Below are 20,890 nucleotides of genomic sequence, written 5' to 3'. Positions count from 1 at the left end.
CGCGACGCGGGTTTAGGCTCTCCCCTCCCGTTGGAGGACTCATTCGTGGCCACAGACAGCTGACCGGGCGGCGCCCAGCGCGCCTCGCTTTCCCGATCATTGCTCTCATTCGAGCCCGCGCCCGTGTGCGCCGGTTCCGACCACGGATCTTCCATGCCCCAATCCCACACCCCGACGCCCGAGGGCGCGACCCCCTATGCCGACCTCAACGGCGTGCTCCACCAGCTTGTGATCCGCGCCCAGGCCGTGCTCGGCGACAACTTTGTGGGGGCCTATCTGCAGGGCTCCTTCGCCGTCGGCGACGCCGACGAACAGAGCGACGTCGATTTCCTGATCGTCACCGCCCGCGACGTGCCGCTCGCCCAACAGCCCGCCCTGCAAGCCACGCATGCCGAGCTCTTCAAGCTGCCCTCGCCCTGGGCGCAGCATCTGGAGGGCTCCTATGCGCCGGCCGCCGTCCTGCGGCGCTGGAGCCCCGAGCCTCGCGACCCTCCGGAGGAGCCGCGCGCGCCGGGCTGGGCCGATCCGGGCATGGCCGACATGCCGGCCCGGGCCTATCCGTTCCTCTATCTCGACAACGGCGCCAGCCGCCTGGTGCGGTCCGAGCACGACAACAGCCTGGTGGTGCGCTGGTGTCTGCGGGAGAAGGGCGTCGTGCTCGCCGGCCCCCCGCCCGACCAGCTGGTGGACCCCGTGACGCCCGACGCCCTGCGGGCGGAGATTCGCACCCTGTTCCGCCGGGTGACCACCCTGTGGCTGGGCGGGTCGGTGGCCATCGACGCCAACTGGTTGCAGGCGTTCATCGTCACCCAGTACTGCCGGATGCTGCACAGCCTGGAGACCGGGACGGTGACCTCGAAGAAGGCCGCCAGCGCCTGGGCCAAGGGGCGGCTCGATGCGAAATGGGCGGGGCTGATCGACCGGTCCTGGGCCATCGGGCGATCGGTGCTGGCCCACAAGCTGGCGCCCGCCGATCCGCAGGCGGTGACGGAGACCCTGGCCTTCATCCGCTACGCCGTGAAGTGGGAGGCGATGGCGGGGTCCGCCACCAAGGGCGCGCACGGCGCCTGGCGGCCCCGCTGGCAGGACGCGGGCGTGCGTACGCGCGGCGGCCAGTCGGCGCCCTCCCCCATCCGGCCGGGTGGCCGGGGACGGCGGGGTTAGCCGGCGGCTGGGGGCCCGGGCGGCGCCGGGAACGCCAGGGGCGCCACGGCGGCCCCCGGCGATCCGGCCACGGCGGCGCGATAAATCGCGTCGCCGACCGGACTGTAGGTGATCGCCTCCGTCACCAGCAGGGAGCCGATCATCGCAGCGACGCCCCAGCTCCAGGCCGGATGCGCGCGGCCGCTGCGACGCTTGTCGAACCACATCCCCGCCAAGGGGAAGATCAGGCACACCACAAGGGTCGCCTCCCAGGCCCAGGGCGCGAGCAGGGGCATAGGCAGCAATCGCCCGAAGCCTGGGCCGAGCAAGATCGACATCGCGCAGAAATGCAGGCGGCGGTGCCAATCGGTCTGCCTGCGCATCAGGATCGCGGCGATGGTCAGGCCGGCGAAGGTCAGCAACGACACCGGGTCGAAGATCAGAAATTGCTGCGGCAGGAAGAAGAACGGCACGCCGCCGCGGCGCACGATCGCGAGCGTCACCGCGAACCCGAGGATCAGCATGGGCACCACCCAGGCCGCGGCGATCCAGCCAAGACGGCGGTGCAAGGCCGCCTGCCCCGTCGCCGCGAAAACGTTCTGCAGCAGATAGATCGCGACCCAACCCATGAACACGATCGCGTGGGCGTGAACGAGTGGCGGGGCGGAGAAGCTCGAGCGCCCCATCGCCAGTTGAACGGAGAACCCTGCGACGATCAGCAGGGCCATTGCGGCGGCGCCCCGGACGAAAAAGCCCTCGTCCCGGCCGACCGGCGCGGGTGCGCCATCAGAAATTGCAGCCATCTCATCCCCCCCGGGACGCTATCACGCCGGCCGATCAGCCCGGGCGGCTGCCGAGAATGTCGCAGCTTGTGGGCCCCGCGCCAAGTCTCGGAGAACCTTGTTCCATGGAATTAGCCGACGGCGACGATCTCCACCTCGGCGCCCGCCAGCATGGCGGTGTCGCCGACGGACTTGCCCATCAAGGCGCGCGCCAGGGGGGAAACGTGAGACACCGTGCCCTGGGCCGGGTCGGCCTCGTCCTCGCCGACGATGCGGAAGGTCTGCCGGCGGCCGTCCTCGCGATCGATGGTGACGCCGCCGCCGAAACGGACGGTGTCGGTGTCATCACTGGGCTCGATGAGCTGGGCGTTGGCGCGGCGGGCGGAATAGTAGCGCAGGTCGCGGGTGGCCCTGGCCATGGCGGTGCGGTCGGCCTCGATGCCGCCGGCGTGCTGGGCCGCGGCATAGTCGGCGCGCGCCTGGGCAAGGGCGGCGTCGATGAAGGCCAGGCCTTCCGGCGTCACCAGGTTCGGGTGCGGCGAGATCGGGCGGTCGGGGAGGTCGGCAGCGGTGGCCTCCGCATCCCCTTCCTTGGTGAACGCAACGCTCATGGATATTCCTTCAAGGTCCTGAGCGTCTAACGCGCCAGGACGGGCTTCAGCTCTCGACCTTGAAGGTCAGGCCCGCCTTGTCCGACAGCCGCGTCACCAGCCGGTCGCCCAGAGCCGCGCCGGGCGTCCAGATACCGCCCGCCACGTCGGGGGCGTTCACGAGGGTGATTGCCGTCTCGGCGATGATCTTGGAGGTGGAGCCGTAGCCCGGGTCCTTGTCGCCATAGACCGAGACCTGAACCTTGCGGCCGTCCGGGGCGATGCCGATGAAGAGGCAGTCGTAGAAACCAGCCTCCCGCTCTTCCTTGCTGGGGCCTTCACCCGGCTGCGGACCGCCCTCGGCGGGCATGTCGGCGAAGGCGGCGGGCGCCCTCGGATCGATGATCGACATCTCGTCATAGACGAAGTCAGTCCCGTAGGGGTGGCCCTGCAGCAGGTTGGAGCGGTGGACGTTCTTGGTGTTGATCGCCGCCATCATGAAGGGGCCGACGTCAGCGCCGACGTCGGGGTCGTGCTCCTGCTTGTTGCCAGGCGGCTGGGCCGGGCCGGTGAAGCCCGGGGTCAGGGCGAAGGGGTTGATCATCAAGGCGAACAGGCTGGGGTCCTTCTGCAGCGCCGCCATGGTGGCGCGGCCCGAGGCCGCCGTGCCGCCCGACAGGCCGCCCAGCATCCGGCGCATCCGGCCCTTCACGCGGGGGACCATGGCGCCGAGTTTTTCCTTGGCGGTCTTCTGGGCGAAGTAGACCCCCAGCTCGAAGGGAATGGAGTCGAAGCCGCAGGAGAACAGGATGCGCGCGCCGCTCTGCTTGGCGGCGGCCTCATGCTTGCCGATCATCTCCGCCATCCAGTTGGGCTCGCCCGAGAGATCGAGATAGTCGGTCCCCTGGGCGGCGCACTCGGCCACCAGGTCCGAGCCATAGAGCTGGTAGGGGCCGACCGTGGTGAGGATCGCCTTGGCGCGGGAGACCATGGCCTTCACCGAAGCCGGGTCCGAGGCGTCGGCCACGATCAGGGGGGTGTCCTTGGGCGCGCCGATCTCGTCGCGGACCGAGGTCAGCTTATCGGCGGAGCGGCCAGCCATGGCCCACTTCACGTCGCCGCCGACGCCGTATTGCTTGGCGAGGTGCTCGGCCACCAGACGCCCGGTGAAGCCGGTGGCGCCATAGACGATGATGTCGAATTCGGCCTTGGGGTTCATGCGCCACTCCCTTTTGAATTTGGCCGACCCTGCCGCGAACGCTGCGCCCAAGTAAACCCTCCCAGCCCGGGAGCTTCGGCCCGCCTGCAAATTAACTCCCCATGCAGACAGGCCGCCGGTAAGAGAAGGGCCCGAGCGAAGCGGACGAACCCAGGACATGCCCGAAGAGCCGCCTCCCGAAATCGCCGAACTCCTGGGCTGTGGCGGCAAGATTGAGGTCGCCGACATCGGCGCCGCGGCCATCGCCGAGACGCCGCCGTACAAGAAGCTGATCGACCTCGGCCTTGCCCGGCTCAACGCCTTTGACGCCGACGTTCGGCAACACGACGAACTGAGGCGGATTTACGGGGGGGACCTCGCGCTTTTCACCCAGATCCTGGGCGATGGCTCTGAGCAAATGCTTCACCTGGCCAGTCCTGCGTCAGGAATGACCTCCCTGCTGCAACCCTCCTCACCCGGCCTGGCCTTCTTCAACGGCTTTACCGCCTTCGGTGAGATTCACGGCTCCGAGCGGGTCACCACCACCCGCCTCGACGCGGTGGAGCACCTGCCGAACCTCGACTATCTGAAGATGGATATTCAGGGGGCCGAGCTTCAGGTGCTTCAGCATGGCGTCGAACGGCTGCGGGACTGCTGCATGATCCAGCTGGAAGTGTCTTTCGTCCCGCTCTACGAGAACCAGCCATCGTTCGGCGAGGTCGACGTCTGGATGCGTGACCAAGGCTACATTCCGCACTGCTTCACCGATGTGAAACGCTGGTCGATCTCACCCGTGCGGCGCAGAAACAGCGACCGGGCTCCCTTCAACCAGCTGCTGGAGGCCGACATCGTCTACATGAAGGACTTCGCGCGGGTCGAGTCGTGGGACGATGAAATCCTGCGCCGAACAGCGCTGATCGCTCACTACTGCTACGACAGCTTCGACCTAGTGGGTCACCTCATCGCCAAGCTTCAAGACCGCGGAAGCCTGCCGCCCGGGAGCCTTCACCGCTATCTCGAGTTGCTGAACAAGAGCCGCCAACCGCAGGCTCAATAGGCAGGCCGCAAGCCAATTGAGCTACGTCCCAAGGCCCAGACCCATTGCAGAGTCCGTCGTCGGACGGCAGAGAACGGACATAGCCTTTTTCATTTCAACGAACCTGAGATCTATTTCCCATGTCCGAGATCATTGTTCCGAGACAATTCCGCGGCCCGCCCGTCACCGCCAACGGCGGCTATATCTGCGGCGTGCTCTCCAATGCGGTCGGCGGCCGCGGCAGCGCCATGCTGCGCAGCGGGGTTCCGCTGGACGTCCCCGTCACCCTCACCCCCGGTGAGGACGGCAGCGTGGTGCTGAGCAACGCCGAGGGCCAGCCGCTCGGCTCGGCCAAGCCGGCCGCCGACGACGCCATCCCCATGCCGCCGACCCCGCCCACGGTGGAAGAGGCCCGTCGCTATCAGGCCGCCTCGCGGTTCGCGCAGAAGTCCCTGCATCGCGGCTGCTTCTCCTGCTGCATCGAGCGTGAGGACGGCGAGGGCCTGGGCGTTCACGTCGGCCAGATCGACGGCGCGCCTCTGGGAACCTGCGCCGGCCTCTGGACCCCGCACGCCAACTTCGCCAACCCCGATGGGACCATGCCCGACGAGATCACCTGGGCGGCGCTCGACTGCTCGGGCTCCATGGCCTGGTGGGTGAAGACCGAGACCCCCGTGGGCCTGCTGGGCACCATGGCCGGCGAGGTTCTCGTGAAGCCCAAGGCCGGCGAGACCTATGTCGTCGTCGCCTGGGCCGACCGGGTCGAGGGCCGCAAGCACTTCGCGGGCGTCGCCCTGTTCGACGCTGACGGCCAGGTGATGGCCCGCAGCGGGCAGATCTGGATCGGCCGTCCGCCCGGCGCGCCGCCCTACCAGATGCCGCCGGTGACCGCGAACGCCTAGTTGACCACGTCATCCCGGACGGCCTGCAAGGCCGATCCGGGACCAGGGGCGGAGCGCTCGGCCCCTAGGTCCCGGCTCTCCGCTTCGCTGCGACCGGGATGACGATTGCTTATCGTCACTTCACAGCTCGCGTCGCCATGCAGGTCGGGAAATAGGCGGAGCGTCCGGTATCGGGCGCGCCGCCATCTCGGTCCTCGAACATGTGGGTCAGGACGAAGCCGGCCTGCAGCTGGCCGCCGATCTGCGCCTCCAGCGTGTGGCTGAACTCCACGGTGTGGTCGCGGGCCACCCGCCGGTCCAGCTCGTCGGGCGGCAGGTGGGTGATGTCGGCATAGGGCAGGGCGTGCTTCACGATCAGCTCACCGCGTTCCTCGGCGGCCGCGTCGAAGACGTAGACCATGGGGTTCATGAAGCCCGCCAGCAGCGCCCCACCCGTCCGCAGCACCCGGAAGCACTCGCGCCACACCGGCAGGATCTCTGGTGCGAAGCAGTTGGAGACGGGGTGGAAGATCAGGTCGAAGCTGGCGTCGTCGAAGGCCGACAGGTCGTGCATGAAGCCCTGGCGTGTGGTGAGGGAAAGTCCCTCGCGGGCCGCCACCGCCTCGTCCTGCGCCAGTTGCCGGGCCGAGGCGTCGAACACAGTCACCCGCGCGCCCGCCGCCGCCAGGATCGGCCCCTGCTGCCCGCCGCCGGAGGCCAGGGCCAGGATGTCCTTGCCTCCGACCTCTCCAAACCAGTCGCGCGGGACCGGGATATGAGGGGTCAGGACCACCGACCAGTCGCCCAGCCGGGTGCGGGCCACGTCCTGCGAGGATACGGGCCGCGTCCAGACGTCCTGTTCTTCGACACGGCGGTCCCAGCCGGCCTGGTTGTTTTTGGAAACCTCATCGGCACGCATCTTCTCTTCCCCCTGGCTGGCGCGCCGTTATAGACGATCCCTCCCCGCCCACCCGACCTGAGTGGAAGGTTTGCCCTCATAAGGGTTGGTAAGGGGCCGCGAGGCCGCGATCGGGCGGAGCCGGACTGTCCCAATCTGGCGCAGGCGGCACCAGATGACGCAAAATAACGGCCAGCTTTCGCGCCTCGCCTTCAGCGCGAGTTAACCATGAGTGACCAAATAACGCATTGAATTCCGTAGTCTAGCGTGATACCTAGTCTGTTGTATTAACAACTCCGCACTTAGGCGGAGCGGGGCGCAACCGCGAAGTTAAGCCGCGGTCAAACAGTGGGGTGTCAGGTAGCCATGCCTCTCGATACTGGCGGGGTTACAAATCTGAATTTGCGAGCGGACGGGGATCGCGATCCCGGTCTCGCGGACTCCTACATGCCCACCATGGACACCGGACCTGACATCGGCGCGGCATTGAAGTCGGCACGCGAGTTTCGCGGCCTGACGCTGCAGGACGTGGCCGACTCCACGCGTATCCGCCGCGCCTATCTGGCGGCGATCGAAGAGATGCGCCTGGACGAGCTGCCTTCGCGCCCCTTCACCATCGGCTATGTGCGGGCCTACGCCAACGCGCTGGGTATGGACGGCGAGGCCGCAGTCGAGCGCTTCAAGCTGGACGAGCCGGCCCCTGACGAACCCCTGCGCGCGCCGGTCGGCGTGCGGCGCGACGGTGACCCGCGGGTCATGGCGATCGTCATCGTCGGCCTGCTGATCGTCGGCGCCATCATCATGTGGAACATCGCCCAGCGGGCCATGAACGAGCAGGCGCCACCGGCGGCGAACGCGCCGGAAGCCTCCGCCGTCGGCCTGCCCGCTGCTGCGCCCCCCGGCGGTCCGGTGGCGCTCGGCGCGCCCCTGCCCGCGCCCGTGGAATCCACCACCCCCACGCCCTATGAAACCCCGGGCCTGGAAGCCGCCACCGCCGGCGATGGCTCCAGCAAGGCCGCCGACGACGCCGCCAAGCTGGCCAAGGCCAATCCCGAGACGGTGGTTCCCGCCGTTTCGGCGACGCCGCTCTCGGCCACCTTCGTTCCGGCGGGCCCGGTCTACGGCGCCCCGGCGGCGGGCTCTGTGGTCACCCTGCAGGTGCGCCGGCCCACCTCGGTGATCGTGCGTGGCGCCGACGGTTCGGTCTATTTCGCCCGCCAGCTCGCGGCCGGGGAAGCCTATCGCGCGCCCATGCTCAAGGGCCTGACCGTGGACGTCGCCGATCCGTCGGCGGTCCAGGTGTTCGTGGCCGGCCAAAGCAAGGGCCTGCTGCCCGCGCCCCAGACCCTGGTCTCCAAGCTGGCGGCCCCAGCGGAATAGTCCCTCAGGGGATCTCGACACGCTCCAGCAGGACGGCGCAGCCGGCGGCCAGCAGCGGTATTGTGGATCGTCGCCTCGCGGTCATGTCCGCATGATCGCCGAGGCGCCACGCAGGGCTTGGGATTTCGCGGCGAGGAGCCTATTTTCCCCGACATCATGACCGGTCACGATCACACCCACCTCCGTCCGTGGCGCGCCATCACGCGCCGGCCCTCTCGCAAGATCCGGGTGGGGAATGTGGAGGTCGGCGGCGACGCGCCGATCACCGTGCAGTCGATGACCAACACCCTGACGGCCGACGCCAACGCGACCATCGGCCAGATCCGCCAGCTGGAGGAGGCCGGGGCCGACATCGTGCGGGTCTCCTGCCCCGACGTGGAGTCCACGGCGGCGTTGTCCACCATCGTGAGGGCCTCGAAGGTCCCGATCGTGGCCGACATCCATTTCCACTACAAACGCGGCATCGAGGCGGCCAAGGCCGGCGCCGCCTGCCTGCGGATCAATCCCGGCAATATCGGCCGGCCCGACCGGGTGCGTGAAGTCATCCAGGCGGCCCGCGACCACGGCTGCTCCATGCGCATCGGCGTCAACGCCGGGAGCCTGGAGCCCCATCTGCTGGAAAAGTACGGCGAGCCCTGCCCCGAGGCGATGGTGGAGAGCGCGCTGGACCACGCCCGCATCCTGCAGGACCACGATTTCCACGAGTTCAAGATCAGCGTGAAGGCCTCGGACATCTTCATGACCGTGGCCGCCTACCAACTTCTCTCCGAACAGATCGACTGTCCGCTGCACGTCGGCGTCACCGAGGCGGGCGGCCTGCGTTCGGGCACCATCAAGTCCTCGATCGGCATGGGCAACCTGCTGTGGGCCGGGATCGGCGACACCATCCGGGTCAGCCTGGCCGCTGACCCGGTGGAGGAGATCAAGGTCGGCTTCGACATGCTGAAGTCGCTGGGCCTGCGCCACCGCGGCATCAACATCATCGCCTGCCCCTCCTGCGCGCGGCAGGGGTTCAACGTCATCAAGACGGTGGAGACCCTGGAGGCGCGGCTGGCGCACATCGCCACGCCCATGAGCCTGTCGATCATCGGCTGCGTGGTGAACGGCCCGGGCGAGGCCTTGATGACCGACATCGGCTTCACCGGCGGCGGCAAGGGCGCGGGCATGGTCTATGTGGCGGGCAAGCCCGACCACAAGATGGACAACGAGCAGATGGTCGAGCACATCGTCCAGCTCGTCGAGGCCAAGGCCGCCGAACTGGACGCCGCCAGTATCCTGAAGGCGGCCGAGTAAGGCTGGCGCCCTCAGCGCAATCGATGGCCGCCTTTCCCGCCCCGTGGTGAACCCCGGGCTCATTCGTTCATTGAACCTGTGGCATGATGACAGACGCTTCGCCCAGACGCGACAATCGCCGCGCGACGGCGCGGATCATGACCCACGAGGTGCTCAAAGGGCTGGCCGCCATGGCCCGCACCAGCGGCGGCGACATGATCCAGTTCCTGGTGTTCAGCGGCATCTGGAGCGCCAATACCCAGCACCTGATCGGCGGCAAGGGACGCTATGCCGAGCTGACCGACATCCCGCCCGACAGCCAGCGCCGGCCGATCTCGGAAGCGGTCCTGGCGGATATGCTGTGCATGCCGCAGGACATCGTCGCCCGCTATGTGGAGAAGCTGGTGGCCGAGGGCGCCGCCGAGCGGCTTGGCGACGGCCTGGTGATCCCATCGGCGGTGTTCACGCGGCCGGAGATGATGGACCGGAACAACGAGATCTATGCCCGCGTACTGAGCCTCGTAAGCGCCCTGCGCGGAGCCGGTTTCTCCTTCGGTGACGAAGACTAGCGAACAGGTTCGCGAATAATTCAAAGTTGACGCCGGGGTCACCACTTGCGCCCCGGCGATTGCCTTGGTTAGGTGCCGGCCACCATAAGGGAGGGACACCATGTCCGCTGACGGCAACTGGAAGATCACCATCAACTCGCCCATGGGCGCGCAGACGGTTACGGCCTCTATCAAGACGGACGGCGGCGCCTTCACCGGGACCACCCAAACCCCGGCCGGTGAGCAGGCCATCGAAGGCAAGGTCGACGGCGACAAGCTGACCTGGTCCACCTCCATCACCTCGCCCATGCCCATGACGCTGGAATTCGAAGCCACCGTTTCGGGCGACAGCATGTCGGGCAATGTGAAGCTCGGCGCCTTCGGCAATGCGCCGCTGACCGGCGTGCGCGCCTAAGGTCCAAATTCGCTCTCACGAGCGCTGCAATCGCGGAGGGCGGGTCGACCTGGGTCGGCCCGCCCTTTTCCGTGGCCGTTCCCATGGAATGTAAACCATTGTCAAAACCCCCCAATCTGGGGGTCGGGGCCATCGCGCTCCCGTCAAGCTTCACCATAATGGGGTTCGTCAGCGGCGCTCGCCGCCTGGAACGGGGCCTGATCGTGGACAGTGAACTGAGGGAACGCGTCGCGGTCCGCATGGCGATAGGGGCCATCCTCCGGGCCGTCGAGATGGTCAATCGCGAGTATGACGGCGACATCACCGCGGCCCTGGTCTTCGCCGCCGTTGTGGAGGCCAATGTCGGCCACCTGGCGACCAATCCCCAGTCCACGGCCCAGCTGGCGACCCTGGTGCGCCTGCCTCCGGACGAACTCCGGCGGCCGGTGACCGGCGTCGCCCTGGGCATTCCCAATGAGACGGTGCGGCGCAAGGTGAAGGGGCTGATCGAACAGGGCCTGTTGGTGCGCGTGGACGGCGGCCTGATCGTTCCCACCCAGGTCATGGCCAGCGAAAAGATGACCCGGCTGACCCGGGCGAGCTTCCTGAACCTGCGCCGGCTGTTCATCCAGCTCCGGCGAATCGGGGTCGATCTGAGCGACGGCGCGGACCTGGAGGCGGCGGTCGCCTAGAGGCTGGCCGAGGCCGCCACGTCACGGGCGGCGCCGCCGGCGCGCAGGAAGGCCTCGGCTTCGGCGGTCAGGGCCCAGCGGTGGGAGCCGGGACCGAAGGGCTTGCGGAACAGCGGGCGGACGCCCCGGCTGTCACGGTCGGAGCCCGAGTGGGCGTCAAAGGCCGCCACGGCGCGGGCCCGCAGGCTGAGCTGCACCTCGCCCTCCGACGCGCGATTCATGGCCAGGACTTCCAGCACGCGGTCGCGGTGGGCCGAGCCGCCGAGATGCAGCAGGGCCTCGGCGATCTCGCCGACCATGGGGTCCACGCCCTTACGGGACATGGTCCGGCGCGGCCTTCTTTTCTCGGGCTCTAGGATCGACGGCATGGGGTGACCATAGGCGCGGGCCCCGCGTCGGGAAACCCCGCAACCCTCAGTAGGCGAACCTTCGGCGGCCAGATTGGGTGTGAGGCGAACATCTCCCTCAATGGCCATCCTTTGCGACGGGGGCCACACGCAGGGGGGCTTCTCCGGTGCGACTCCAGCGGTCCTGTTCGAATCCCTGGTCGGCCACCTGCCAGATGAGATTCATGTAGTCCCGGGCCTGGGCCGGATCGCCCATGGGATAGAGGGCGTTGACCTCCGCGCCCGGCTCCAGTTGGGAAATCCGCCGGGCGAGATCGGCCACACCCTTCAGCAGGACGTGCCGAGCCACCAGCGAGTCGATCTTGGCCCTCATGCCGGCTTGGGGCGCGCCGCCGAACCAGCCGCGACTGGGCGCCGAAACCCCGGCGCGGCGTTCCAGTTCGGTGAGCAGGACGGCCAGCAGCATGCGACAGTCGGCGATCAGGCCCACCGGCGAGCGGCCCGCGGCGACCCCCGCCCAGATATCCTTGAACCCCTTGGTGAAGGCCTCGGGCACTTGGTCGCTGAAGGTCGGCGGCGGCGGCTTCTTGGGCGGCTCCGGCTTGGGTGGCGCGGGCGAATGAACCGGACAGGCGCAGATCACCATCGGCTGGGCGAAACCGCCAAGGCCGCAGCGGCAGATGGCCGGCTTCGGGTGCGCGCCAGCAGCGGGAGACGCGGGGTGATCACTCACCTTCGCCCTCCCCGCGCCCGCCAGCGCGACGCCTGAAACAACCTGAACGACATGCCCCCATGATCATGGTTAACGAACACCAAAGCGTCAGCTTGGCAAGGTCAGCTCGCGTCTCGCGCGAGCCGCCCGCCATCAGAAGTTTGGCAAGGCGGCGGCGGAGGGTTAGAGGAAACCTCCGTTTCTTCCGGTGATCCCTCCGTGCGCCTCCCCCAAGCCAGACTCGACCAGGTTCTCGACCGCTTCCGCGAGATCGAGGCCCGAATGGGCGCCGCCACTGACGGCCAGGAGATCGTGCGCCTGTCCAAGGAGCACGCCGAGCTCAAGCCCGTGGCCGACGCGGTCATGAAGCTCGCCCGCGTCCGCGCCGAGGGCCCCGAGCTGGAGGAAATGGCCGCGTCGGGCGATCCCGAGATGGCGGCCATGGCCCGGGACGAACTGCAGATCCTCAGCGACAAGCTGCCGGCCCTGGAGCACGAGGTGGCCCTGCTGCTGGCGCCCAAGGACAAGGATGAGAACGCTTCGGCGATTCTCGAGGTCCGGGCCGGCACCGGCGGGGATGAGGCGGCGCTGTTCGCCGGCGACCTGTTCCGCATGTACCAGCGCTACGCCACCCTGCACGGCTGGCGGGTGGAGATCGACAGCGTCTCGGAGGGCGAGGTCGGGGGCTACAAGGAAATCATCGCCTCGGTGACCGGCGACGGCGTGTTCGGCCGCATGAAGTTCGAGAGCGGCGTCCACCGCGTGCAACGGGTTCCCGACACCGAGGCCGGCGGCCGCATCCACACCTCGGCCGCCACCGTCGCCGTCCTGCCCGAGGTGGAGGACGTGGAGATCGACATCAACCCGTCCGACCTGCGGATCGACACCTACCGCTCGTCCGGGGCCGGCGGCCAGCACGTCAACAAGACCGACTCCGCGGTGCGCATCACCCACCTGCCCACCGGCATTGTGGTGACTTCGTCGGAGAAATCGCAGCACCAGAACCGCGCGCGGGCGATGAAGGTGCTGCAGGCCCGTCTCTACGATCAGCAGCGTGAGGCCCTCGACACCGCCCGCGCCGACGCCCGCAAGAGCCAGGTGGGGTCCGGCGACCGCTCCGAACGGATCCGCACCTATAATTTCCCGCAAGGCCGCGTCACCGACCACCGCATCAACCTGACGCTCTACAACCTGGCGCGGGTTATCAGCGGCGACGAGTTGGACGACGTGATCAATCCGCTGATCGCCGAGGATCAGGCCGCGCGGTTGTCGGCCTTGGAAGACGAGTTCGGCTGAGGCTTGCGCAGCCGGGCGGCGGTCAGCACCCGCTCGGCCTGATCAGTCCCGTCCACCCAGACCTTGGACAGCACCTTCCTGGCGTCAAAATGGAAGGCCAGGCCCACTGTGTCGGCCATGGCCGCGCCACGCACCCCCATGGGTTGGTCGGGGCCCGTGGTGGAGTCCAGCGCCGTCTGGTGCTCGATCTCGGCGTTCAGTTCTGCGCCGATCAGCACCACCATCACGGAGAACCAGATCCACAGCATGAAGCCGATGACGGCGCCCAGGGAGCCGTAGGTGACGTCGAAGTGGGCGATGTTATTGACGTACCAAGAGAAGCCCAGGGAGCCCACCAGCCACATGACGGCGGCGAACACGCCCCCCGTACTGACCCAACGCCAGCGCGCCCGGGCCCGGCAGGGACCATAGCGATAAACCATGGAGAAGGCGGTGGCGGCGAGGCCCAGGATCACCAGCCAGCGCAGCGGCAGCCAGATTACCGCGAACTCCGACAGGCCCGCGCCCTCAAGATACAGCGGCACGGCCACCAGAATGGCGCTGACCAGGGTGAGGAAGACCAGCAGACCCAGGGTGAAGACGTAGGTGAAGGCGGTCTTCACGACGTAGCTTCGCTTTTCGGCCTCGTCATAGGCGATGTTCAGGCCGTCGAAGAGGGCCTTCATCCCGGCGTTCGCGCTCCAGACCGAGAGCAGCAGGCTGATGAGGAAGGCCACGCTGAGGGAGGCGGTGGGACGGTTGGCCAGGCGCAACATCTGGTCGCCGACGATCTCGATGACCGAGCCCGGGAGCACGACCGCGAACTGGTTGAGTTGGGCCTGGACGGCGGTGACGTCGTTGAACAACCCGTAGAGCGAAACGAAGACGCCGATGGCCGGGAACAGGGCCAGGAGGGTGTAGAAGGTCACGCCGCCGGCCACGGCGGGCAGCCGGTCGCAGGTGATCTCGCGATAGGTGCGCCAGAGCACATCCTTCCAGCCGCGCAGGGGGATGTGGTGCGGGGCGGCGGCCAGACGGCCGCGGCCAGGCTCAGCGGCGTCGAAGGATTCGGGCTCGGCGTGAACCTGGACACTGAGCCCCGGCTTGGGGTCGCGGCGCCCACGCGGCCAGAAGGCGGCCAGGGCGGCGAGCGCCACCCAGGGCGCGGCCTGGAACGCCAAGGGCGCCAGCCGTTCCCTGGTCCACTTCTTCGAGAACGGCCTGCGCACGTCTCCCACCCTCCAGGCGCAAAGCCACCGCTTGAACACCTACCCGCGATAGCCGTTCCGTCCGGCGGAGGCTATCGGCCTGGCAGGCTGACCTCAAGCTGCGCCATGAATGTGGCGCGGCGGCGGTTGCGTGCGACGGAGGCTTGCGGCAACAGGGCGGGATGACCGGTCACGTCGCCGCCCTTTATCGCCACCCGATCAAGGGCTTCACCCCCGAGCGCCTGAACCAGGCGATGCTGAGCGTCGGCCAGCCCTTCCCCTGCGATCGCCTGTGGGCGGTGGAGAACGGGCCCTCGGGCTTCAATCCGCAGGCCCCGGCGTTCATTCCCAAGCAGAAATTCGCCGTCCTGATGGCCATCGCCCATGTCGCCAAGGCCCGCACGGCCTATGACGAGACGACCGGCGTCCTGCGGGCGGTTGCGCAGGGCCAGCCTGACTTCCAGGGCTCGATGGCCGATGAAGCCGGGCGCGCTGGCTTCGCCACCTGGCTCACCGCGCTGCTGGGGGACGAGGTGCGTGGGGAGCTGAGGGTGATCGAGGCGCCCGGCCACCGGTTCATGGACCACCCGCTGGGCCACGTCTCCATCATCAACCTGGCCAGCCTGCGCGACCTCGAACAGAAGATCGGCCGGCCGCTGGATCCCTTGAGGTTCCGCGCCAACCTCTACGTCGAGGGCTGGGAGCCCTGGGCGGAGATGGCGTGGGCGGGCCGCGAACTAATGCTGGGGTTCGCGCGCGCCAAGGTGTTCAAGCCGATCATTCGCTGCGCCGCCACCCACGTGGACCCGGAGACCGCCGAGCGCGACATGGATGTGGTGAAGGCCCTGTTCGACAACTACGGCCACATGTTCTGCGGCATCTACATGCACGTCACCGACGGCGGCCAGATCACCGTGGGCGACGCCTGCACCGCCCCCCAGATGGAGCCTGCCCGATGAGCCTGACCCTGTTGCAGGCCTGGCAGGGCGCCAAGCAGCGCCTGGAGGCCGCGGGCCTGGACGGCCCGGTGATCGAGGCCCGCCTGCTGGTGGAGGCCGCCGCCGACGCCACCCGCGCCGATATCGTCACCACCCCCTATCGCGAACTGACCCCCGAGCAGGAGGCGACGCTCGCCGACTACCTGCAGCGGCGCGAACGCCGCGAACCGGTGAGCCACATCCTGGGGCGCAAGGGGTTCTGGAAGATCATGCTGTCGGTGACGCCTGACGTGCTCACCCCGCGACCGGACACCGAGACCATCATGGACGCCGTCCTGCCGGCCTTCCCGGAGGAGATGGCCTTCTCGGTCCTGGACCTGGGGGTTGGGTCGGGCGCGATCATCCTGGCGATCCTCTCCGAGCGCCCGGCCGCCAAGGGACTGGGGATCGACGTCTCGGAAGAAGCCCTGGCGGTGGCGCGCGAGAACGCCGCCAACCTGGGCCTGGCCGACCGCCTGGCCCTGCTCCGGAGCGACTGGACCGCGGGGCTGGGGGACGCGAGCTTTGACCTCGTGGTCTCCAATCCACCCTATATCGCCACGCACGTGATCGAGACCTTGGAGCCGGAGGTCCGTGACCACGAACCCCGCCTCGCCCTGGACGGCGGAGCCGACGGCCTGGACCACTACCGCCTGCTGGCGCCGGAGATTCTGCGGGTGCTCAAGCCGGGCGGGATGTTCGCCGTGGAGATCGGCTACGACCAGAAACAGGCGGTCGAGGCGTTGTTCCGAGCGGCCGGCGCGCAGGGGGTGACGACCATCCCCGACCTGTCCACGCGCGATCGCGTTGTCATCGGCACGAAAAATCCCTTGGAAACTCGGGGCTGAATCGGTAGATCAGATACCTGTCTCCACCCAATTCGTCGGCGCCCGGGGTTCGGCCTCCTGAAAAGCAGGAATCGAGCACCACACCGACAGGCGCGGCTTTAAGTGGCGCTCGCCTCAAGTCAGGGCGGAAGACGGGGAAACACTTACGTCTTCAACACGAATTCTCGGGTCCTCAAGGACCTGAGCAAGACGAAAAGGCAAGCCCGCGCAATCCTGGCATGAGCTGGAGCGCCGGCGGAACGGTTAGCGAATAATGAGAGATTTCAAGGGTATGAAGCGTCAGCGCGGTCGCAATCGCGGCGGCGGTGGTGGCGGGGGCGGCGGCAAGCCCCAGCAGCAGAACGCCAACCGGGCGTTCGATTCCAACGGGCCGGAAGGCTCGAAGGTCCGCGGCAACGCCCAGCACGTCTTCGAAAAATACCAGCAGTTGGCGCGAGACGCCTCCACGGCCGGGGACCGGGTCCTCGCCGAGAACTACCTGCAGCACGCAGAACACTATTTCCGGGTCGTCCGCGCCATGCAGCCGACCCGTGCGGCCAGCGAGATTCTGGGCCGTGACCAGTTTTCCTCCGGCTTCGACATCGACTTCGAGGACGAGAGCGGCGCCCAGGCCGCGGCCCAGGCTGACGCCGACGCCGCCGAGAAGGCCGACAAGGAAGAGGCCAGCGGCGAGATCGGCGCCGAGCCGACCGAAGCCCGCAGCAACAACGGATGGCAGGACCGCCCCCAGAACGAGACTCGCAGCCGCGACGACCGGCCCCGGGACCAGGACCGCAATCGCGACGATCGCCCGCGCGGCGACCGCCAGGACCGCAACGACCGTCCGCGTGACGATCGCCCCCGGGACGACCGGCCCCGCGACGAGAACCGCAGCCGCGACGACCGTCCGCGCGACGACCGGCCCAGGGATGACCGCCCCCGGGACGACCGTCCCCGCGAGGATCGCCCTCAGGCCGAGAATCGCAATCGCGACGACCGGCCCCGTGACGACCGTCCGCGCCGCGACCGCTGGCGCGACCGTGATGACCGGCCGCCGCGCGAGGAGCGTCCGGAGCGCGACCCGCTGGCCGTGGTCGAACCCCAGGCCGCGCCGCTGGTGCCGCCCGAGACCCACAGCTCTCCGGTGCTGCGCGATGACGACGGCGGCGAGAGCCACGCCCCGGCCTTCCTGAAGGCCCCCACCACCCCGCGGGCGCCGCGCGCGCCCAAGGCGGAAACCCCGCCGGCCGCCGCGTCCACCGACGATGCGCCCGCCAAGCCCAAGCGTCGCCGCGCCCCGCGCAGCTTCGAGGGCGGCGAAGGCGGACCCCCGTCCGAGACTGAAGACGCATAGGACCAGGGCTTGGGCCGGGATCGATGATCCCGGCCTTCGCATTTGGGCCTCACCTCCCCATATTCCGCTGGTTGCGGGAAACCGCGCGGACGGGTAGCCAGAACGCATGGGAACCGAGTGCCACCACGAGGACGGCGCGCATCCGGGCATCAAGGGTGTGGACCTGCGCCATGCCCTGGTGGCGGCTGAGACCCGCTGCGCCGAGACCCAGGAGCGGCTGACCACCCCGCGACGCCGGGTCCTGGAGCTCCTGCTGGAAGCCAACGGCCCCCTGAAGGCCTATGATCTGATCGCCGCCTTCGGCGCGCATGGGGAACCGGCCAAGCCTCCCACCGTCTACCGCGCCCTGGAATTCCTCGAGCGCCTGGGCTTCGCCCACCGCATCGAGAGCCTGAACGCCTATGTCCCCTGCCGCCGCGACGACCAGGGACACCGGGCCGCCTTCCTGATCTGCGAATGCTGTGGGGCGGCCGAGGAGTTCGAACCTGACCTCGACGCCCAGATCGCCGCGGCCGCACCCGCGGGCTACGCCGTGCGGGTGGTGACGCTGGAGGCGCGCGGGCTTTGCCTGGCCTGCCAGTAGGTCACGGTCGCAACCGCGCCATCGCCACGGAGTCGGCATAGGCGCCGTCGCGCCAGGCGTAGTTCCGGAACACGCCTTCCCGCTCGAAGCCGAAGCGCTCGTAGAGCGCGATAGCGCGAGTGTTGTCGGACCAGACGTTCAGCTCCAGCCGCGCCAGGTTCAGCCAGTTATCGGCCTGGCCGACGATGGCCGCCATCATGGCCGAGCCCGCCCCGCGTCCGGCATAGGCGTCGTGCACGGCCATGCCGATGGACCCGGCGTGGACGCGCCGGTTCTCGAAGCGGTTGAGGCTGGCCGAGCCGATCGCCTTGCCGTCGATCACCGCCACCAGATGCAGGTCTCCAGGCGCACCTGAGGCGGCGCGCCTCTGGCGGGCGTCGAGGCTGACGAAGGGCATCTGCAGGGTGCCCCAGATGGCGCGGGGCTGGTTCAGCAGCTCGGTGATGTCGGCCATGTCCGCAGGCTCTCGAGCCCGGATCAGGATGTCGCTCATGTCTCTCTCCAAAAGGTCGGCGGAGAGGGCCATGAAAAAAGCCCCGTCCGTCGCCGGCGGGGCTGGTGATCTGCGGTGTGGTACGAAACCTAGCGCACAGCAGTTCTCGCCAGCCCGGACGGGGCGGTGCAAAGCTGCATATGGGCCGCTAGGTTGCGCATGGCCCAAGATTAGCGAGTCGCAGGCGCGGCTGGAACCCATGATCGAAGTCACCCCCGATATCACTCTGAACGACGACGAGGTCCAGGAGCGGTTCATCCGCGCCGCGGGTCCGGGCGGTCAGAACGTCAACAAGGTGTCGACGGCCGTGGAACTGCGCTTTGATGTGCGCGGCTCGCCGTCCCTGCCCAACGACGTGGCCATTCGCCTGATGAAGCTGGGGGGCCGCAAGGTGACCCTGGACGGGGTGCTAGTGCTGGTGGCCATGACCCACCGCACCCAGGAGCGGAACCGGGCCGACGCCCTGGCCCGCCTGCTGGACCTGATCCGCCAGGCGGCCGAACCACCGCCGCCGCCGCGCAAGAAGACCAAGGTCAGCAAGGCGGCCAAGGCGCGGCGCGTGGACTCCAAGGTCAAGCGCGGCGGGGTCAAGGCGACGCGGGGGAAGGTACGCGGCGACGACTAGGGTCATGGACCCACGAACCCCCTTGGCGCGGCCCCCTCCCCTTGCCTATGGTGCGCCGGTCATGACCCCCGCACGTCTTCTCCTGATCTCCGCCGCCCTCGTTGGGCTTTCGGCCTGCGCCACCACAGCTCCGCTGGGTCCGCCGCCGCCACCCCCGCCGGGGTCCGGCGGTCCGCCGTCGGCCGGCGTCTTCCGTCCGGGCGACTTCGCCTGGTCGGCGGTTCCGGGCCGAGGCCGGATCGATGGGCGCATGACCTTCCGCAGCGGCGTAGCGCGCTACACCTGCGCGGGCGCCGGCGTGGTGCTGACGCCGGAGACGCTGTGGACGCGCCGGCGGATGACCATTCTCTACAACTCGCCCGACCACTCGGCCTTGCCGGCCGAACAGGTGCGCGCGCGCACGCCGTCGGCCCCCAACGGCGACTATTCGGCCTTTGTCCGCCGCACCACCTGCGACGCGTCGGATCGCTTCAACTTCCAGGGCCTGGCGAACGGCGCCTGGTTCGTGATTACGGTCGCCAAGCCCGTCGGCGGCAGTGGTCCGGACATGGCGATCATGCGCCGCGTGGAGATCCGCGCGGGCCGGCCAGTGGCGATCGAACTGTAAAGACCCGCTCATCCCCGCGACCGATCTTCGGCGGCGCGAAGCAGCCAATGCGGGACCCAGGTCGTAGGTCACGACCTGGGCCAGCTATGCTGAAGATAAGCCGCAAGCGGCTTCTAGAAGCGCGCGGCGCCGCGCTTCTCGGGTTCGGCCATCTCGGAATCGAGCATGTCGGCCACGCGCAGCATGAATTCCTGACGACGCGCGGCGGCCGCGACCGGATCGGGCGTATTCTTCACCGCCTGGGAGGCGTCCTTGCGGGCTTCCGAGCGCAGGCGTTCGATGACCGCCGCCAAGTGGCCCTCGGCCTTACGGGCGTCCATCAGGGCGGCGTGCGAGCGGGTCTCCGTGATGCGCTTGTTCAGCTGGGCCTCGATGTCCGAGCCGGCCTCGACCCGCGACGCCATGGTGGCGAAATCGCGGACGTACATCTGGATGAATTGTTCCTCGGGCATAGCGCCGACTCCTTACTGGTCTGGGAAAACGCGCGAACGTTCGCAGACGCGAACAGCAGGGGCGCGATCAGTCATAAGCCCCTTTAGCACAGATTGGCGGCTTTTGCCGAACTAACCCATTACCGGGGCGTTAACTCCAGCGGGACGGTTACCCCAAGGGAGACTTGATGCGCAAACTCATCACTATCGGCCTGGCGGCCATATCCTTGGCCGCCGCCGCCGGCGTTAGCACGGCTTCGGCCCAACCCCGACCTTACGGCGACCTCGACCGCGACGGCGTTCCGAACCGGTACGACCGCGACCGCGACGGAGACGGCATCCGCAACCGCAATGACCGGGACCGCGACAACGACGGTATTCACAATCGCTACGACCGGGACCGCGACAACGACGGCATTCGCAATCGTAATGACCGCTATGACAACCGCTATGGCCGCTGGGACCACCGGTGGGGCCGCCAGCCGGCTCCGCCACCGCGCCACTGGCGTCATTCCAACAGCTGGTACGGGCATGTCCGCGCCTGCCAGATTCGCTACCGCAGCTACAACCCGGCCCGGGACATGTACTTCACGGGTCGCGTCTGGACCCGCTGCAGGCTCTAGGCTGGTCTGACCCG

The 20,890-nt window shown here is 68.4% G+C and carries 25 protein-coding genes and 1 pseudogene; 16 read left to right on the top strand and 10 right to left on the bottom strand.

Features of this window, described 5'->3' with window-relative positions; genetic code table 11:
• Nucleotides 1–153 precede the first annotated feature (153 nt).
• On the top strand, nucleotides 154–1,164 hold the full coding sequence (locus Q8N10_RS18045) for a nucleotidyltransferase domain-containing protein (protein WP_304774623.1): 1,011 nt from the start codon (nucleotides 154–156) through the stop codon (nucleotides 1,162–1,164).
• On the opposite strand, the gene Q8N10_RS18040 is transcribed toward Q8N10_RS18045, so the two are convergent.
• From Q8N10_RS18040 to Q8N10_RS18030, 3 genes are all read right to left on the bottom strand, one after another.
• Complete coding sequence (locus Q8N10_RS18040; RefSeq protein WP_304774621.1) at nucleotides 1,161–1,871, bottom strand: hypothetical protein; 711 nt, start codon at nucleotides 1,869–1,871, stop codon at nucleotides 1,161–1,163. The genes Q8N10_RS18045 and Q8N10_RS18040 overlap by 4 nt on opposite strands.
• Nucleotides 1,872–2,056: 185 nt before the next feature.
• Nucleotides 2,057–2,536 (bottom strand): transcription elongation factor GreA, encoded by a 480-nt coding sequence (gene greA / locus Q8N10_RS18035; protein ID WP_304774619.1) that lies wholly within the window; start codon nucleotides 2,534–2,536, stop codon nucleotides 2,057–2,059.
• A 46-nt stretch (nucleotides 2,537–2,582) separates the two neighbouring features.
• A complete protein-coding gene (locus tag Q8N10_RS18030; protein WP_304774617.1) occupies nucleotides 2,583–3,734 on the bottom strand; it encodes a trans-acting enoyl reductase family protein in 1,152 nt (383 codons plus the stop codon).
• Nucleotides 3,735–3,891: 157 nt separating this feature from the next.
• Between Q8N10_RS18030 and Q8N10_RS18025 the strand changes: the two genes are divergently transcribed.
• Entirely contained in the window at nucleotides 3,892–4,770 is an 879-nt protein-coding gene (locus tag Q8N10_RS18025; RefSeq protein WP_304774615.1) for an FkbM family methyltransferase, read from the top strand.
• A 119-nt stretch (nucleotides 4,771–4,889) separates the two neighbouring features.
• Entirely contained in the window at nucleotides 4,890–5,651 is a 762-nt protein-coding gene (locus Q8N10_RS18020; RefSeq protein ID WP_304774613.1) for a hypothetical protein, read from the top strand.
• On the opposite strand, the pseudogene Q8N10_RS18015 reads toward Q8N10_RS18020, so the two are convergent.
• Nucleotides 5,648–5,752, bottom strand: a pseudogene (locus tag Q8N10_RS18015) (hypothetical protein); the annotation flags it as partial. The gene Q8N10_RS18020 and the pseudogene Q8N10_RS18015 overlap by 4 nt on opposite strands.
• A 14-nt stretch (nucleotides 5,753–5,766) precedes the next feature.
• Nucleotides 5,767–6,549: a class I SAM-dependent methyltransferase gene (locus tag Q8N10_RS18010; RefSeq protein WP_304774611.1), complete on the bottom strand. Its 783-nt coding sequence runs from the start codon at nucleotides 6,547–6,549 to the stop codon at nucleotides 5,767–5,769.
• Nucleotides 6,550–6,975: 426 nt separating this feature from the next.
• On the opposite strand from Q8N10_RS18010, the gene Q8N10_RS18005 reads away from it, so the two are divergent.
• From Q8N10_RS18005 to Q8N10_RS17985, 5 genes are all read left to right on the top strand, one after another.
• Nucleotides 6,976–7,908 carry a RodZ domain-containing protein gene (locus tag Q8N10_RS18005; RefSeq protein ID WP_304774609.1) on the top strand — a complete coding sequence of 311 codons (933 nt, stop codon included), beginning with the start codon at nucleotides 6,976–6,978 and terminating at the stop codon, nucleotides 7,906–7,908.
• Nucleotides 7,909–8,064: 156 nt separating this feature from the next.
• A complete protein-coding gene (gene ispG, locus Q8N10_RS18000; RefSeq protein ID WP_304774607.1) occupies nucleotides 8,065–9,201 on the top strand; it encodes a flavodoxin-dependent (E)-4-hydroxy-3-methylbut-2-enyl-diphosphate synthase in 1,137 nt (378 codons plus the stop codon).
• A gap of 83 nt (nucleotides 9,202–9,284) precedes the next feature.
• Entirely contained in the window at nucleotides 9,285–9,749 is a 465-nt protein-coding gene (locus Q8N10_RS17995) for a hypothetical protein (RefSeq protein ID WP_304774606.1), read from the top strand.
• Between the two features lie 100 nt (nucleotides 9,750–9,849).
• Entirely contained in the window at nucleotides 9,850–10,143 is a 294-nt protein-coding gene (locus Q8N10_RS17990; RefSeq protein WP_304774604.1) for a hypothetical protein, read from the top strand.
• 158 nt (nucleotides 10,144–10,301) lie between these two features.
• A complete protein-coding gene (locus Q8N10_RS17985; RefSeq protein WP_304774602.1) occupies nucleotides 10,302–10,814 on the top strand; it encodes a hypothetical protein in 513 nt (170 codons plus the stop codon).
• Here Q8N10_RS17985 and Q8N10_RS17980 read toward each other — a convergent pair.
• Nucleotides 10,811–11,137 (bottom strand): hypothetical protein, encoded by a 327-nt coding sequence (locus tag Q8N10_RS17980; protein ID WP_304774600.1) that lies wholly within the window; start codon nucleotides 11,135–11,137, stop codon nucleotides 10,811–10,813. The genes Q8N10_RS17985 and Q8N10_RS17980 overlap by 4 nt on opposite strands.
• 142 nt (nucleotides 11,138–11,279) lie before the next feature.
• Entirely contained in the window at nucleotides 11,280–11,894 is a 615-nt protein-coding gene (locus Q8N10_RS17975) for a hypothetical protein (RefSeq protein WP_304774598.1), read from the bottom strand.
• A 198-nt stretch (nucleotides 11,895–12,092) separates the two neighbouring features.
• Between Q8N10_RS17975 and prfA the strand changes: the two genes are divergently transcribed.
• Complete coding sequence (prfA, locus tag Q8N10_RS17970; protein WP_304774596.1) at nucleotides 12,093–13,169, top strand: peptide chain release factor 1; 1,077 nt, start codon at nucleotides 12,093–12,095, stop codon at nucleotides 13,167–13,169.
• Here prfA and Q8N10_RS17965 read toward each other — a convergent pair.
• Nucleotides 13,127–14,377, bottom strand: a complete 1,251-nt coding sequence (locus Q8N10_RS17965; RefSeq protein ID WP_304774594.1) for a YihY/virulence factor BrkB family protein — start codon at nucleotides 14,375–14,377, stop codon at nucleotides 13,127–13,129. The genes prfA and Q8N10_RS17965 overlap by 43 nt on opposite strands.
• Before the next feature lie 161 nt (nucleotides 14,378–14,538).
• Here Q8N10_RS17965 and Q8N10_RS17960 point away from each other — a divergent pair, with 161 nt between their 5' ends.
• The 4 genes from Q8N10_RS17960 (at nucleotide 14,539) to Q8N10_RS17945 (ending at nucleotide 18,097) form a co-directional block, all read left to right on the top strand.
• Nucleotides 14,539–15,315 carry an MOSC domain-containing protein gene (locus tag Q8N10_RS17960; RefSeq protein ID WP_304774592.1) on the top strand — a complete coding sequence of 259 codons (777 nt, stop codon included), beginning with the start codon at nucleotides 14,539–14,541 and terminating at the stop codon, nucleotides 15,313–15,315.
• A complete protein-coding gene (gene prmC, locus Q8N10_RS17955) occupies nucleotides 15,312–16,181 on the top strand; it encodes a peptide chain release factor N(5)-glutamine methyltransferase (protein WP_304774590.1) in 870 nt (289 codons plus the stop codon). Before Q8N10_RS17960 ends, prmC begins: the two co-directional genes overlap by 4 nt.
• A 271-nt stretch (nucleotides 16,182–16,452) precedes the next feature.
• On the top strand, nucleotides 16,453–17,514 hold the full coding sequence (locus tag Q8N10_RS17950; RefSeq protein ID WP_370690157.1) for a DUF4167 domain-containing protein: 1,062 nt from the start codon (nucleotides 16,453–16,455) through the stop codon (nucleotides 17,512–17,514).
• A 106-nt stretch (nucleotides 17,515–17,620) separates the two neighbouring features.
• Nucleotides 17,621–18,097, top strand: a complete 477-nt coding sequence (locus Q8N10_RS17945; protein WP_304774586.1) for a Fur family transcriptional regulator — start codon at nucleotides 17,621–17,623, stop codon at nucleotides 18,095–18,097.
• A gap of 1 nt (nucleotide 18,098) precedes the next feature.
• Here the strand turns inward: Q8N10_RS17945 and Q8N10_RS17940 are convergent, their stop codons facing one another.
• Nucleotides 18,099–18,590 (bottom strand): GNAT family N-acetyltransferase, encoded by a 492-nt coding sequence (locus Q8N10_RS17940; protein ID WP_304774584.1) that lies wholly within the window; start codon nucleotides 18,588–18,590, stop codon nucleotides 18,099–18,101.
• A gap of 199 nt (nucleotides 18,591–18,789) precedes the next feature.
• Here Q8N10_RS17940 and arfB point away from each other — a divergent pair, with 199 nt between their 5' ends.
• Together arfB and Q8N10_RS17930 are read left to right on the top strand one after the other, a co-directional pair.
• Nucleotides 18,790–19,215, top strand: a complete 426-nt coding sequence (arfB, locus tag Q8N10_RS17935; RefSeq protein ID WP_304774582.1) for an alternative ribosome rescue aminoacyl-tRNA hydrolase ArfB — start codon at nucleotides 18,790–18,792, stop codon at nucleotides 19,213–19,215.
• A gap of 61 nt (nucleotides 19,216–19,276) precedes the next feature.
• Nucleotides 19,277–19,822 carry a hypothetical protein gene (locus tag Q8N10_RS17930; RefSeq protein ID WP_304774580.1) on the top strand — a complete coding sequence of 182 codons (546 nt, stop codon included), beginning with the start codon at nucleotides 19,277–19,279 and terminating at the stop codon, nucleotides 19,820–19,822.
• Nucleotides 19,823–19,935: 113 nt separating this feature from the next.
• Here the strand turns inward: Q8N10_RS17930 and Q8N10_RS17925 are convergent, their stop codons facing one another.
• Nucleotides 19,936–20,274: a hypothetical protein gene (locus tag Q8N10_RS17925; protein WP_304774578.1), complete on the bottom strand. Its 339-nt coding sequence runs from the start codon at nucleotides 20,272–20,274 to the stop codon at nucleotides 19,936–19,938.
• A gap of 167 nt (nucleotides 20,275–20,441) precedes the next feature.
• On the opposite strand from Q8N10_RS17925, the gene Q8N10_RS17920 reads away from it, so the two are divergent.
• Nucleotides 20,442–20,876, top strand: coding sequence for a BA14K family protein (locus Q8N10_RS17920; RefSeq protein ID WP_304774576.1), 435 nt, complete (start codon nucleotides 20,442–20,444; stop codon nucleotides 20,874–20,876).
• Nucleotides 20,877–20,890: the final 14 nt, after the last annotated feature.

This window comes from Phenylobacterium sp. (genome assembly GCF_030693625.1).
GTDB lineage: Bacteria > Pseudomonadota > Alphaproteobacteria > Caulobacterales > Caulobacteraceae > Phenylobacterium > Phenylobacterium ferrooxidans.
The sequence above is the reverse complement of the archived record's forward strand: the minus strand, read 5'-3'. Positions and strand labels throughout refer to the sequence as shown.

What these genes read in the sequence shown, in the direction of transcription:
- Q8N10_RS17950 (WP_370690157.1), top strand. Translation starts at nt 16,453, where the DNA reads ATGAAGCGTCAGCGCGGTCGCAATCGCGGCGGCGGTGGTGGCGGGGGC.
- Q8N10_RS17985 (WP_304774602.1), top strand. Translation starts at nt 10,302, where the DNA reads ATGGGGTTCGTCAGCGGCGCTCGCCGCCTGGAACGGGGCCTGATCGTG.
- Q8N10_RS17930 (WP_304774580.1), top strand. Translation starts at nt 19,277, where the DNA reads ATGACCCCCGCACGTCTTCTCCTGATCTCCGCCGCCCTCGTTGGGCTT.
- arfB (WP_304774582.1), top strand. Translation starts at nt 18,790, where the DNA reads ATGATCGAAGTCACCCCCGATATCACTCTGAACGACGACGAGGTCCAG.
- Q8N10_RS18010 (WP_304774611.1), bottom strand. Translation starts at nt 6,549, where the DNA reads ATGCGTGCCGATGAGGTTTCCAAAAACAACCAGGCCGGCTGGGACCGC.
- Q8N10_RS17945 (WP_304774586.1), top strand. Translation starts at nt 17,621, where the DNA reads ATGGGAACCGAGTGCCACCACGAGGACGGCGCGCATCCGGGCATCAAG.
- Q8N10_RS17920 (WP_304774576.1), top strand. Translation starts at nt 20,442, where the DNA reads ATGCGCAAACTCATCACTATCGGCCTGGCGGCCATATCCTTGGCCGCC.
- Q8N10_RS18020 (WP_304774613.1), top strand. Translation starts at nt 4,890, where the DNA reads ATGTCCGAGATCATTGTTCCGAGACAATTCCGCGGCCCGCCCGTCACC.
- Q8N10_RS17995 (WP_304774606.1), top strand. Translation starts at nt 9,285, where the DNA reads ATGATGACAGACGCTTCGCCCAGACGCGACAATCGCCGCGCGACGGCG.
- Q8N10_RS17940 (WP_304774584.1), bottom strand. Translation starts at nt 18,590, where the DNA reads ATGAGCGACATCCTGATCCGGGCTCGAGAGCCTGCGGACATGGCCGAC.
- Q8N10_RS17990 (WP_304774604.1), top strand. Translation starts at nt 9,850, where the DNA reads ATGTCCGCTGACGGCAACTGGAAGATCACCATCAACTCGCCCATGGGC.
- Q8N10_RS17960 (WP_304774592.1), top strand. Translation starts at nt 14,539, where the DNA reads ATGACCGGTCACGTCGCCGCCCTTTATCGCCACCCGATCAAGGGCTTC.
- Q8N10_RS18045 (WP_304774623.1), top strand. Translation starts at nt 154, where the DNA reads ATGCCCCAATCCCACACCCCGACGCCCGAGGGCGCGACCCCCTATGCC.
- Q8N10_RS18040 (WP_304774621.1), bottom strand. Translation starts at nt 1,871, where the DNA reads ATGGCCCTGCTGATCGTCGCAGGGTTCTCCGTTCAACTGGCGATGGGG.
- Q8N10_RS18005 (WP_304774609.1), top strand. Translation starts at nt 6,976, where the DNA reads ATGCCCACCATGGACACCGGACCTGACATCGGCGCGGCATTGAAGTCG.
- greA (WP_304774619.1), bottom strand. Translation starts at nt 2,536, where the DNA reads ATGAGCGTTGCGTTCACCAAGGAAGGGGATGCGGAGGCCACCGCTGCC.
- Q8N10_RS18025 (WP_304774615.1), top strand. Translation starts at nt 3,892, where the DNA reads ATGCCCGAAGAGCCGCCTCCCGAAATCGCCGAACTCCTGGGCTGTGGC.
- ispG (WP_304774607.1), top strand. Translation starts at nt 8,065, where the DNA reads ATGACCGGTCACGATCACACCCACCTCCGTCCGTGGCGCGCCATCACG.
- Q8N10_RS17980 (WP_304774600.1), bottom strand. Translation starts at nt 11,137, where the DNA reads ATGTCCCGTAAGGGCGTGGACCCCATGGTCGGCGAGATCGCCGAGGCC.
- prmC (WP_304774590.1), top strand. Translation starts at nt 15,312, where the DNA reads ATGAGCCTGACCCTGTTGCAGGCCTGGCAGGGCGCCAAGCAGCGCCTG.
- Q8N10_RS18030 (WP_304774617.1), bottom strand. Translation starts at nt 3,734, where the DNA reads ATGAACCCCAAGGCCGAATTCGACATCATCGTCTATGGCGCCACCGGC.
- Q8N10_RS17925 (WP_304774578.1), bottom strand. Translation starts at nt 20,274, where the DNA reads ATGCCCGAGGAACAATTCATCCAGATGTACGTCCGCGATTTCGCCACC.